Raw genomic sequence first — 12,048 nt, forward strand, 5'->3', positions numbered from 1 at the left:
GGACTGGGGGTAGCGCGTGGGCAGCTCGACGGCCATTTCGTCACTCTGACGCGATTTGGGTCAACTCACCGGTGGATCGCCGGTCACTCTGGGATGCTGGGAGCCGAGCGAGAGGGGCCGCGAGCATGGAGTGGAAGACGCACGGTGAGCGTCCGATCTACACCAACAAGTGGGTGAACCTGTGCCTGGTCGACGTCCAACAGCCAGACGGCCGCAGGTGGGAGTACCACGTCGTCCGCCTTCGGCACCTGGCCGTGGCAGCCGTGGTCAATGACCGCCAGGAGGTCCTGATGATGTGGCGGCACCGTTTCATCACGGACTCGTGGGCATGGGAGCTGCCGATGGGACTCGTGGAGGAGAGCGAATCCCCGGAAGAGGCGGCGGCCCGTGAGGTTCTGGAAGAGACGGGCTGGCGCCCCGGCCCGGTCAAGCCCTTGATCTACGCCGAACCGGCCAACGGAATCACCGACTCGCAGCACCATGTCTTCCGCATGGACGGCGCGACATACGCCGGTCCGCCGACGGAGAAGAACGAGTCCGACCGCATCGAATGGATTCCGCTCTCCGAAGTGCGCGGAATGATCGACCGCCGGGAGGTTGTGAGCAGCGGATCACTCGTCGGCCTCCTGTACTTGCTCATGGACGAAGCGTTCCACTGACCAGCGGAAGAAGCTCGCGCAGCCGCGCTTCAAAGACCAGCGCCACGGGCTCGTTCCGGTACGGGGTCAACTGGGCGTAGAACTCCCTGAGATGGCCTGCCACCCGTTCGGATGCCACTGCGGCAGCCGACTCCAGAGCCTGCGTGGCCGTGCGGCACGCCTGATCCAACTTGCCCTGGTCCAACTGGATCCGCGCAAGCCAGAAGAAGTGGAATGCCCGACCGCGCTGATTGGTGTGACGCTCTCTGCGCAGCGCGTCGACGATGAGAGGTTCGGCAGTCGCCGCCTCTCCCAGCCGACCGTGCGCGATACCGGTGTCCACCACGAGCTTCGGCTCATCGAAGTACGACACCCATGACGGGTCCGGGTCGCTCACCTGAACCTGCCCGAACTGGCGATGCGCTTCGGCAAGCGCCCGATGAGTCGAACTGCGGCTTCCGAGGCTGGCGTGCGCGAAGGCTTCACGCATGGAGAGCATCGACAGAACACGAGGAGTCGCGCCGGAGTCTGATCGCGCTTGGTCCTGGGCGGCGGACACAAGAGCCAGTGAATCGGCAGGCTGATCCTGGTACGTGGCTTGCAGACTCATGCAGGCAAGGACATTGGCCATGAACTGTCTGTCATCGATCTGCCTGGCCAGTTGCAGAGCCTCGGTGAAGTACGCGCGGGCTTGGTGGTACTGACGGCTGTCGAAGTACATCCAGCCCGTGAGGCGGGCCAGCTCCGCGGCGACTCCGTACAAGCCGTTCTGGACGGACGGTGGCCGGTTCTCCTTCAGGAGCGTGGCGACATGACGGAGTTGCCCGACGACCGCCGGACGCAGGGCTTCGCCACCGTGCTGGTCGTCTCGCCGCCAGTAGTCCTCGATGGAGGACCGGAATGCCTCAACTGTCGCCGCACTCAGGCGTGTTCGGGCGGTCAGGGCGAGGATGCCGTCCACCTCAGGCCCCGGCAAGGCTGCGGGGGCAGACTTCGTCGACCTCGCCACCACCGATGGCTCGCGCGGCGCGGCAACGAGAGCCTGAGGAGTCTCCCAGGAGCGTCGAGCCAGCCCGAGCATGCCTCCAGGAATACGTAAGCCGTCGGCGATCCGCTCGATGACATCCATGTGCAGCAACTGGCGCTTGCCGCCCATCACTTCACCGACCCTGCTCGGGGTGAGCTCGCACCTCCTAGCGATCACCGACGGGTAGATGCCTGCCCGAACCTTCACCAAGCGGAAGACTCTCGCGAAGTCCCTGACCTGGCAGGCTTCGATCATCTCGGGGTCGGTGAGCAGCCTGGCCGGCAATTCCGGCGGCTGGTCGGCGTCGGGCATCGAGAACTCCCACACGACTGACTACGCAGCGTCGCTGATTCTCTACTTCCAGCGATGTTACCCAAGTTGGGTATTCAGTCGGGCCTTTTGGGGCAGGCCCGCACACCGCGAGGCTCCCACTCATGGCGAGCAACCAGCGGACGATCACGAAGCACGCGCTTCACCTACGACCCGCACAGCAGGAGTTCACACGCAACCGCGAGGCGGTCGGCCGCGCGCGGCGGTTCGTACGAGAGACGATCACCGGCCACGTACCGACCGACCGCGCGGACGACATCATCGTCTGCGCGTCCGAACTCGCGACGAACGCCCTCCGGCACACGCCGCCCGGACGGCAGTTCCGTGTGTGCGTCACCGTCACGGCCGACTCTCTGCGTCTCGAGGTCCACGACGCGGGCGAAGGCAAGCCGGAGTTACGCGAGGCCGCCGCGCACGACGACTCCGGCCGTGGCCTGTTCCTCGTCGCCACCCTCGCCGACGGCTGGGGCACCTCGCCGCGCGACGGCCTCGGAAAGCTCGTGTGGGCCGAGTTCACGCTCGCCGAGGCGAAGCGCACCGCGAGTACGGAAGGGCCGCCCTCCGTGGCCGGGCCCCGCACCCCCTCAACCGGATCGAGCCCTCCGGTCGCGACCAGCACCGGCGTCATCGTCTGACCATCCCCGAACCCCGCGTCGGGAACGTCCCGGCGTGCGCACACCGAGAGGAAGCACCCATGAGCATCAAGGACATCGCCGAACCGCACACCGACCCGGAGGACGACGACGGCCAGGGAGGGAACCCGCCCACCGGCGACTCCGACGACGGCCGCGACTACTCCCTCTGGCCCCGGTAAGTAGCCTGCACGGAAACCGGGGCCGGCCCCTCATCCCGAGGGTCGGCCCCCTCCCCGAGAGGAACCGGAGCATGGCCGGCCAAGGACCGTACGCCCTCCCCCAGCACGTGGAAACGCTCCTGGAACCGAGCCGTCGTCGACTGGTCGTCGACCGTCGCGGCTCGACGGTGTGGGACGTGCGGACTCCGCGCGGACGGCTCGCGGTCAAGCTGGGTCACCCCACGCGCAAGCATCCCTGGACGGCGGTCGCGCCCGCCCGCGAAGCCGTCATCCTCCACCGGCTCACCGCCTCCGTCCGGTACGGGGAGTGGGATCTCGGCATGTGGAGCGCGCAGCCGTGGCACGAGGGGGAGTCCCTCTTCGACCGGTGGCAGGACGAGCGGCACCACACCCACCCCGGGCCGCCGCGCCTGGCCGACGCGTACGCGTGCGCGCTCGCGCTGACCGAGCTGCACGAGCGTGGCTGGGCGCACGGCGATGTGCAGCCCAACCACTTCCTCGTCGGCCCCGGCCGGACCCGCCTGATCGACCTCGCCCTGGCGCACGGCGGCGAGATCCCCGGCGCCTACGACTTCCCCTACCGGGGCTGCCTCGTCCACTACGAGGCACCGGAGATCTCACGCGACATCCTCGGAACGGGCACCGCCACCCCGACACCGGAAGCCGACGTCTACGCCCTCGGAGCATCGCTGTTCATCTCTGCGACCGGCTGGCGGCATGTGGACTATCCGGACGACGCGCCCCGCGAGGAGCAGCGGCAAGCCGTGGTGAACAAGCCGCACCGGTCCATCAACGTGCCGGGTCCCCTTGGCCCCCTCATCGAGCACATGATGAGCCGGAACCCCACCGACCGCCCCAGCGCTGCGGACATCTGCCGCGAGCTGGGAGGCTCGCCCTGAACTCGCGTTGCGGTGCGGCCCGTTCAGCGTGGCCCGCACCCCTCCGAGCAACGCCAAGAACCTACTTCGCCCCGTACAACCCCTCCCCGACCCCCCGGGCCAGCAGCGCCGCCCAGGCGATCGCCTCTTTTCTGTCGCCCTCGCCGACGCGGATGATCACGCCGCCGACGCGGGCCTCGACGGTGTAGAACCGCGGGACGTCGGACCTGCTCTCCACGCCGTCGTGCACGACCTCCGTCGACTTCAGGAGCGCCGCGTCGCCCACGCCCTCCAGGCGCTCGACCTCGTAGTACGTCGTGACGTTGCCCTCCCCGTCTTCGGCGCCGATCTCCGGGCAGTACGTGTAGATGTCGCGCTGGAGCTCGAGGTAGCGCTTGGCGTCCTTGGTGGACAGCGAGGTCAGGGACTGGGTGACCTGTATCTCAGGGCCGCCACTCTCCGGGTCCGTCTTGTCTTCCGGCTTCGCCCACTTGGTCGGCGTCTGCTCGGCGCTGGCTCCCCGGTACGAAACGAGTTCCCGCATGTACCTGTCGTACTGCTCCGCCTTATCGTCCAGCCCGCACTCCTCCCAGTCGAAGGTCCGTGCGCCCGGGTCCTCGTTGAAGTCCCCCAGGCGCACGCGGCCCTTGGCTCCCTTACCGAACGTCTCCGCCGGTGCCAGGTGTTTCGCCAACTGGGCGTCGGTGAAGACGCGTTCGGGGTCAGCGGTGCCGTCCACGCCGGGGGCCTTGGGGTCCCCGACGGCCTTCCAGGGTTCGTCGTCAGGGCTCGCGCCGCACCCACCCGTAAGCACAACTACCGCCACAGCACACGCCAACCGTCCCCGCCAGCTTGCCACTAGGCCTCCCCCGTAGATCGAACTCTCGTACGCGGGCGACACGGTAGCCGGAGACGGACCCCCTACCCCAACTGCCGGTACCGGCCCCGGAAGTACGCCAGCGGGCCGCCCTCCGCGCTCGGTACGGACGCCGTCAGGACCCGGGCCACGATCAAGGTGTGGTCGCCCGCCTCGACGCGTTGCTCCGTCTCGCACTCCAGGGTCGCCAGCGCGCCGCCGACCAGCGGAGCGCCGGACTTCGGGCCCCGTACGTACGGGATGTCCGCGAAGAGGAGGCGGTCGCTGATGCGGCCCTTCATCGCGAAGCGGCCCGCGATGTGGCGTTGGCTCTCCGAGAGGACCGAGACGCCCCAGCGGGGTTGCTCCGCGAGCAGGTCGTCCATGCGGGAGCCCTCCCGGAGGGAGACCAGGACCAGGGGTGGGTCGAGGGAGACGGACATGAAGGCCGTGGCCGTCATGCCCACGTCCTCGGCGCCGGGGCCGCCCTCGCCGAGGTCGTCCTCCCGCGCGGTGACGAGGACGACACCCGCGGCGAGCCGGGACATGGCGGCACGGAACTCTTCGTTGCTCACCCCAACAGGATGAGACTTCAGGTCGGTGGACACGACCAAGACGCTAGACCGGGCCCGCCCGCGGCCGCATCGGGCCCTGGACCGAGAGCCGGGTAGGTCTCATGACCTAGCAAGGGACGAGCAATAGCCCTCTTTGCGTTCAGGAAACGTACGCGGAGATCAACATTCCGCCCCCTCCCCCTTCACGTCGCTTGTGACTTGAGTCACAGGGCTCATTAATTGTTGACCCTGTGTACCGGGTGGACAGCTCGCTGTGATTCAGTGGCCGAGGTAAGTGGAGGCAATCAGACACTAAGGGCGCTACTAATCCTGGAGTTGCAGTCGAGGTCTCGGGGAGAGCGAGCATGGAGACCGAGTCGGAGCCGTACGTCCGTCTTGCGTCCCTGCGGCAGCTGCACCAGGTGGTCGGTGAGCTGAACACCGCGCGCAGCCTGGCGGACACCCTGCAGACCGTCGCCGATGGCGTCGTCACCGGGCTCGGTTACGAGCTGGCTTGCGTCAACCTGGTACGGCCGGACGGCGATCTCGTCGTCGCGGCCTTCGCGGGCAGCGCCGCCGCCGAAGCGCTGATCACCGGACGCGTGGGTTCCAGAGAGTCCTGGGAGCGACGGCTCGGCATGGGCCACAACTGGGGCTCACTCCGCTTCATCCCGCACAACGAGGGCTGGACGCTCATCGAGGACGATGTGCCGCAGTGGCACACCGAGGGCCCCGAGCCCCGCTTCGAGGACGAGTGGCACCCCCTGGACCGGCTCTACGCCCCGATGCACACGAGCGGAGCGACCGGCGGCGAGCTGCTCGGCGTCATCTCCGTCGACCGGCCGCGCAACGGCCGGCATCCCGGCGCCTGGGGCCGCGAGGCGCTGCAGATGTACGCCTCCCAGGCCGCCATTGCAATCAGTAACGCCCGACTGCGAGCAAACATGCAGCGCGCTCTGGTGCGCCTGGAACGGGAGCAGCAGGCGCTGCGGGCCAGTGAAGAGTCGTTCCGGCAAGCCTTCGAGTACGCGCCGAGCGGCATGGCCATCGCCGAGATGGGCGGCGACCACCACGGCCGGATCCTGCGCTCGAACGACGCGCTGTGCCGGCTGCTCGGGCGGCCCTCCGCCGCGATGCGGCGGTACTCCTTCTCCGACCTCGTGCACCCGGAGGACATCGGGACGCTCCTGCGCACCTCCGCCGAGGGCGGGCGGGCCGAGCTGCGGCTCGGGCGGCGCGACAACACGTACCTCTGGGTGTCGCTGCGGAACTCGGTCGTGGCCGACACCGCCGACGGGCCGCGGTTCCTGCTCACGCACGTCGAGGACATCGAGGAGCGCAAGCGCCGCGAGCTGCACCTCGCCCACCGCGCCTCGCACGACTCGCTCACCGGACTGCCCAACTCGGCCGAGTTGCGGACCCGGTTGAGCGCCCGGCTCTGCCGCCGCCCGCCGGGCCCCCAGGAGAACGCCGACGTCCTCGACGCCGCGTACGCCACGCCGCCCGCGTACGAGACACCCGACGGCTTCGGTCACCACGACGCGTACGACAGCAACGGGCACGGGGGCTCCTATCCCGGTGCGAGCCTGCCGGACGGCTTCGAGGCGTTCGACCACCATGTGCACACCGTCGCGCCCGAGGGCGACACCGACGACGGGACGAAGGGGCTCGCCGTCCTCTTCTGCGACCTCGACGGCTTCAAGTCGATCAACGACCGGTTCGGGCACCACACCGGTGACGCCGTCCTCATCGAGGTGGCCCGCAGGCTGACCAATGGCGTACGGGACGGGGACACGGTCGCCCGGCTCGGCGGCGACGAGTTCGTGGTCCTCGCCGACGGACTCGGCCGGGCCGACGCGGCGGACCTCGCGGTGCGGCTGCGTAACGCGATCATCCCGCCGATCCGGGTGGACGGGCGGGCGGTGCGGGTCGGCGCGAGCTTCGGGATCGGCTGGGCGCACTGCGGCATGACGGCCGAGGAAGTACTCCAGTCCGCCGACCAACGCATGTACATCGAGAAACGATCTCGTGCCAAACAGCACAGGCGGGCTGGATAGCCGCAGGTCAGCGTGGTGGGGAGAGATTGGTCGCGCTGGGGGCCCGGCGCGCCCGTGTAGGCTCCCCCAATTGGACACCTGTGGCCACCCGTACTCGATCTGCATGAGGAGTGACCGAGGGATGACGGCCGGCAACAACGGCGCGAGCACGCCCGAGGACGACGACCCGTTCGGCTATCTGTACGCCGACGGGCAGGCGGCCGGCGCCACCCCGCCGAACGGCGGTGGCGGCTACGGCTACCCCGGGCGCTCCTCCTCGTACCAGCAGGTGCGTCCGGTCGGCGAGCGGCAGTACGGGCAGCACGGCGCGGGCCAGCAGGCGCCGCCGCAGAACGCGCACTACGCCGCCCCCGAGACGCTGCCCGGCGGGCAGCAGCGCAGGCAGCAGTACGCGGACGACGGGCGCGGCGGCGGGCGCGGACCCAACACCCGGGGTCTGCTGATCGGCGCTGTCGCGGTGGTCGCGGCCGTGGTGATCGGCATCGGCGTGGCCATGCTCACCAACAACGGCGAGGACGACCCGAACTCCGGCGGGAACCAGGCCGGTTCATCGGCGGGCAGCGGTGCGGACGGCGGCCAGGAGCAGCCGAACGACAAGCCGGACCAGAACGCCGGGGCCGAGGTCAAGCTGCCCAAGGAGGACGCGAAGGCGCTGACCTTCACCTCCGGGCTCTCCACCGCCAAGGAGGTGCCGGGCGCGCAGGCCGACGGCGGTACGTACGTCGCGGGCTTCAACACGGTCGGCGCCAAGGTCAGTTGGACCTTCAGCATGAAGAAGGCCGGCGACTACAAGCTCCGGGTCCGGTACGGCATTCCGGGTGAGGACGCCGACGCGACGCTCGTCGTCAACGGCAAGCCGAACACCCAGCCGCTCGGCATGAAGAACTTCATCAACTCCCCCAAGGGCGACTGGGAGAAGGGCTGGCAGTCCACCTGGGCGCCGGTCTCCCTGCACAAGGGCACCAACGTCGTGGAGATCACCTGCGGCGAGAGCAACAAGTGCGACGCCAACCTCGACCAGGTGTGGCTGGAGAAGGGCTGAGCCCCAGCCTCCTAGAGCAGTCCCAAGAAGTGCGCCACCGTCCCCGCCATCGCCTCGCGAGCGGGGACGAGGTATTTCCGGGGGTCGACGGCCGCGGGGTGCGCCTCCAGGAAGGCGCGGGTGGCGCCGGTGAAGGCCGTGTTGAGGGCCGTACCCACATTGATCTTGCGCATCCCGGCGGCGACGGCCTGCCGGATCTCCGTGTCCGGTACGCCACTTGAGCCGTGCAGGACCAGCGGTACGGGCACGGCGTCCCGGAGCGTGCTGATCAACGCGTGGTCCAGGGCGGCGGTGCGTTCCGTCATGGCGTGCGAGGAGCCCACCGCGACGGCCAGGGCGTCCACCCCGGTGTCGGCGGCGTAGGCGGCGGCCTCGCGCGGGTCGGTGCGTACGCCGGGGGCGTGGGCGTCGAGCGGGGCCTCGCCCTCCTTGCCGCCGACCTGGCCCAGCTCGGCCTCGATCCAGATGTCCCGGGCGTGGCCCCAACGCACCGCGTCCGCCGTGGCCTTGACGTTGTCGGCGTAGCTGAGCTTCGACGCGTCGAACATCACCGAGCTGAAGCCCTCCGCGTGTGCGGCGCGCAGCAGGTCCGGGTCGGTGACGTGGTCCAGGTGCAGGGCGAGGCGGGCGCCGGAGGTGCGGGCCACGGCGGTGGCGGCCGCGGCGATGGCGGTGAGGCGGCCGGCGTGGAACTTCACGGCGTTCTCGGAGACTTGGAGTACGGCCGGGCGGCCGGCCCGCTCGGCGCCTTCGGCGATGGCCTCTGCGTGTTCGAGCGTGATGACGTTGAAGGCGGCTACGGCGGTACGTGAGGCCTGCGCCTCGGCTACGAGTTCGGCTGTGCTGACGAGTGGCATGCGGGCCCCTGAGGGTTGGCCGGTGGGTGGAGTGGTGCGTCGTCGGGTGCGGGCCGAGGCCGTTCTTCTCCCCTACCCGCCCCTTCCCGAAAGTCCTGCCGGACGGGCCTCCTCAAACGCCGGAGGGGCTATAGATAGCCCCTCCGGCGATTGAGGAGCGGGGTCTGGGGCGTCGTTCACGCCGCGTTCGCCCGCTCCCGCACCGACACCTTCGCGAGGAAACCCTCGTACGCCGCGAAGTCGAACTCCCCCGCCACCGGCGCCAGTACCGTCGCCGCCGACAGGGCGACCGCGCGGGTCAGGCGGACCGGCCAGGGCTCCCCGTCGACCAGGCCCGCGAGCAGCCCGGCCACCGCCGAGTCGCCCGCGCCCGTCGGGTTGCCGCGCACCGGGGCGGGTGGGGCGGCCTGCAAGGCGCCGTCCGGGGTGGCCGCGAGCAGGCCGTCCGCGCCGAGGGACGCGACGACGGCGTGCGCGCCGCGCCTGCGGGCGTCCCGGGTGGCGCGCAACGGCTCGTGGGAGCCGGTGAGTTCGGCCAGTTCGTCGGCGTTGGGCTTGACCATGTCGGGGCGGGCGGCGATGCCGCGGCGCAGCGGCTCGCCGCTGGTGTCGAGGAGTACGGGCACCCGCGCGGCGCGGGCCGCGCGGACCAGCTGGGCGTACGCGCCGACCGGGACGCCGGGCGGCAGGCTGCCGCAGAGGGCGACCGCGTCGGCGCCGGTCAGCAACTCCTCGTAGGAGGTACGGAATCGGGCCCAGTCGTCGGCGGTGATCAGCGGGCCTGGCTCGTTGAGCTGGGTGGTGTCGCCGCTGCGTTCGTCGACGACGGCGACGGTGCGGCGGGTCGCGCCGGACACTTCGAGCAGCGCGTCGCGGACCCCTTCGACCTCGGCGAGCTGCTCGCGCAGGGAACGGCCGGTCGCGCCGCCCACGAAGCCGGTGACGGTGGCGGGGTGGCCGAGTGCGGCGAGCACCCGGGCGACGTTGAGGCCCTTGCCGCCGGGGCGTTCGGTGACCTCGGTGACGCGGTGCGAGGCGTGCGGGGTGAGGCGCGGGACGCGGTACGTGATGTCCAGGGCGGTGTTGAGCGTGACCGTGAGGATCACGTGTGCCACCCCCCGGAGTTACGTACGTGTCTGCGCGTGCCGGGGCCTGATCATGCCAAAGACATGGCGGTTGGCCCAGACCTCGGGGCCGACCGCCTGCACTTCGACCTGATCAACACCTGGTCGAATCAGCCCAGTCGGGGCGCGCCGGGTGCGCCGGGTGCGACCACCCACTCGCCCTTGCGCGCCACGCCGACCAGGTCGAACTCCGCGTCGAGTACCACCAGGTCGGCGTCCTTGCCGGGTTCGAGGGAGCCCACCCGGTCGTACACGCCGAGGAGCTTCGCCGGGTTGGCGGAGATGGCACGGACGATGTGCTCGACGGGCAGTCTGTCGATCGTCGCGGCGCGCTTGAAGGCGCGGTCCAGGGTGAGCGTCGAGCCCGCGATGGAGTCGCCCTCCACCAGGCGCGCGACGCTGTCCTTCACCTCGACCTCCAGAGGGCCGAGCATGTACCGGCCGTCGCCGAAACCGGCCGCGTCCATCGCGTCGGTGATCAGCGCGACCCGGCCTGCGCCCGCGTGGTGGAACGCCAACTGGAAGGCGGCGGGGTGCAGATGGGTGCCGTCGTTGATCAGCTCGACGGTGACCCGCTCGTCCTCCAGGAGCGCGGCGATCGGCCCTGGCGTGCGGTGCCCGAGGCCGGGCATCGCGTTGTAGAGGTGGGTGGCGACGGTGGCGCCCGCCTCGATGGCCAGAGCGGTCTGCTCGTACGTACCGTCGGTGTGGCCGATCGCGGCGATCACCCCGTGCTCGGCGAGCAGCCGTACGGAGTCGGTGCCGCCGGGGAGTTCGGTGGCGAGGGTGACCATGCGGGCCTGGCCGCGCGCGGCGTCGACGAGTTTGCGCACCTCGGCCGGGTCGGGGTCGCGGAGCAGGGACGCGTCGTGGGCGCCCTTGCGGCACGGCGAGATGAACGGGCCCTCGAAGTGGATGCCCGCGATCTCGCCCTGCTCGGCCAGGTCGGCGAGGAAGCCCGCGCGCCGGGCGAGGAAGTCCAGGTCGCCGGTGACGGTGGAGGCGACGGTGGTGGTGGTGCCGTGCTCGCGGTGGGTGTGCACGCCCTTCAGTACGTCGTCCACGGTGCCGGAGGTGAAGGAGGCGCCGCCGCCGCCGTGGTTGTGCATGTCGACGAAGCCGGGCACGACCCAGTGCCCGGTCAGGTCGAGGGTTTCGTCGTCCTCGTGCGCGTGCCCGGCGATCCGGCCGCGCTCGTCGACGATGACCCGGCCGTCGGTGACGGTGCCGGTGGGCAGCACCACCTGGGCGCCGGTGAGTACCTTGCGTGCGGCCATCAGGTGGTTACCTCCGTGGACGGGGTGAGCGAGGTGGGCGGGGTGGGCGGTACGGACCGGGCGGCCAGCAGGTCCCAGGCGAGCAGGCCCGCGCCCAGACAGCCGGCGGTGTCCCCGAGGGCGGCGGGGACGAGGGTGGGCAGCTTCTGGAACGTGACGCGTTCCTCGACGGCCGCCCGCAGCGGTGCGAACAAGGTTTCCCCGGCTTCGGCGAGTCCGCCACCGATGATGAGGACCCTCGGGTCGAGCAGGGTGAGCGCGGTGACGAGGCCGTCGGCGAGCGCGTCGACCGCGTTCCGCCACACGGCACGGGCCCTCGCGTCGCCCGACTCGACGGCCTTGGCGCAGTCCGCGGCGTCCGCGTCCGGGTCGCCGCTCGCCTCGGCCCAGGCCCGGCTGACGGCGGCGGCGGAGGCGAGCCGCTCCAGGCAGCCGCGCTGCCCGCAGTCGCAGGGCGGTCCTTGGGGGCGGACCACGATGTGGCCGATCTCGCCCGCGTAGCCGTGCGCGCCGGGCTCGATCCGGCCGTCGATGCCGATGGCCCCGGCGATCCCGGTGCCGAGCGGCAGGAACAGGAACCGGTCGGCACCGGGA

General features: G+C 70.6%; 12 protein-coding genes. 5 read left to right on the plus strand and 7 right to left on the minus strand.

Annotated elements, in window-relative coordinates:
* The first annotated feature begins 125 nt into the window (after positions 1 to 125).
* Complete coding sequence (locus tag GUY60_RS25070) at positions 126 to 659, plus strand: NUDIX hydrolase (RefSeq protein WP_161701634.1); 534 nt, start codon at positions 126 to 128, stop codon at positions 657 to 659.
* On the opposite strand, the gene GUY60_RS25075 is transcribed toward GUY60_RS25070, so the two are convergent.
* A complete protein-coding gene (locus tag GUY60_RS25075; protein WP_161701636.1) occupies positions 637 to 1,977 on the minus strand; it encodes a helix-turn-helix domain-containing protein in 1,341 nt (446 codons plus the stop codon). The genes GUY60_RS25070 and GUY60_RS25075 overlap by 23 nt on opposite strands.
* A 122-nt stretch (positions 1,978 to 2,099) precedes the next feature.
* Here GUY60_RS25075 and GUY60_RS25080 point away from each other — a divergent pair, with 122 nt between their 5' ends.
* Together GUY60_RS25080 and GUY60_RS25085 are read left to right on the plus strand one after the other, a co-directional pair.
* Positions 2,100 to 2,630 (plus strand): ATP-binding protein, encoded by a 531-nt coding sequence (locus GUY60_RS25080; RefSeq protein ID WP_161701638.1) that lies wholly within the window; start codon positions 2,100 to 2,102, stop codon positions 2,628 to 2,630.
* Positions 2,631 to 2,880: 250 nt separating this feature from the next.
* Positions 2,881 to 3,708, plus strand: coding sequence for a protein kinase domain-containing protein (locus GUY60_RS25085; RefSeq protein WP_161701640.1), 828 nt, complete (start codon positions 2,881 to 2,883; stop codon positions 3,706 to 3,708).
* Between the two features lie 61 nt (positions 3,709 to 3,769).
* Here the strand turns inward: GUY60_RS25085 and GUY60_RS25090 are convergent, their stop codons facing one another.
* Positions 3,770 to 4,426, minus strand: a complete 657-nt coding sequence (locus tag GUY60_RS25090) for a hypothetical protein (RefSeq protein WP_161701642.1) — start codon at positions 4,424 to 4,426, stop codon at positions 3,770 to 3,772.
* Between the two features lie 182 nt (positions 4,427 to 4,608).
* Complete coding sequence (locus tag GUY60_RS25095; protein ID WP_246235609.1) at positions 4,609 to 5,157, minus strand: flavin reductase family protein; 549 nt, start codon at positions 5,155 to 5,157, stop codon at positions 4,609 to 4,611.
* 305 nt (positions 5,158 to 5,462) lie between these two features.
* Here GUY60_RS25095 and cdgB point away from each other — a divergent pair, with 305 nt between their 5' ends.
* Positions 5,463 to 7,154 carry a diguanylate cyclase CdgB gene (gene cdgB / locus GUY60_RS25100; RefSeq protein WP_161701644.1) on the plus strand — a complete coding sequence of 564 codons (1,692 nt, stop codon included), beginning with the start codon at positions 5,463 to 5,465 and terminating at the stop codon, positions 7,152 to 7,154.
* Positions 7,155 to 7,275: 121 nt separating this feature from the next.
* Positions 7,276 to 8,196: a CBM35 domain-containing protein gene (locus GUY60_RS25105; protein WP_161701646.1), complete on the plus strand. Its 921-nt coding sequence runs from the start codon at positions 7,276 to 7,278 to the stop codon at positions 8,194 to 8,196.
* An 11-nt stretch (positions 8,197 to 8,207) separates the two neighbouring features.
* On the opposite strand, the gene GUY60_RS25110 is transcribed toward GUY60_RS25105, so the two are convergent.
* From GUY60_RS25110 to GUY60_RS25125, 4 genes are all read right to left on the minus strand, one after another.
* Positions 8,208 to 9,053: a class II fructose-bisphosphate aldolase gene (locus GUY60_RS25110; RefSeq protein WP_161701648.1), complete on the minus strand. Its 846-nt coding sequence runs from the start codon at positions 9,051 to 9,053 to the stop codon at positions 8,208 to 8,210.
* Positions 9,054 to 9,229: 176 nt separating this feature from the next.
* On the minus strand, positions 9,230 to 10,159 hold the full coding sequence (locus GUY60_RS25115; RefSeq protein ID WP_161701656.1) for a 1-phosphofructokinase family hexose kinase: 930 nt from the start codon (positions 10,157 to 10,159) through the stop codon (positions 9,230 to 9,232).
* Positions 10,160 to 10,287: 128 nt separating this feature from the next.
* Positions 10,288 to 11,454 (minus strand): N-acetylglucosamine-6-phosphate deacetylase, encoded by a 1,167-nt coding sequence (gene nagA / locus GUY60_RS25120; RefSeq protein ID WP_161701650.1) that lies wholly within the window; start codon positions 11,452 to 11,454, stop codon positions 10,288 to 10,290.
* A partial coding sequence (locus GUY60_RS25125) for an ROK family protein (RefSeq protein ID WP_161701652.1) occupies positions 11,454 to 12,048 on the minus strand: 595 nt, incomplete at its 5' end. The genes nagA and GUY60_RS25125, both read right to left, overlap by 1 nt.

It is taken from the genome of Streptomyces boluensis (assembly GCF_009908195.1).
Taxonomy (GTDB): domain Bacteria; phylum Actinomycetota; class Actinomycetes; order Streptomycetales; family Streptomycetaceae; genus Streptomyces; species Streptomyces boluensis.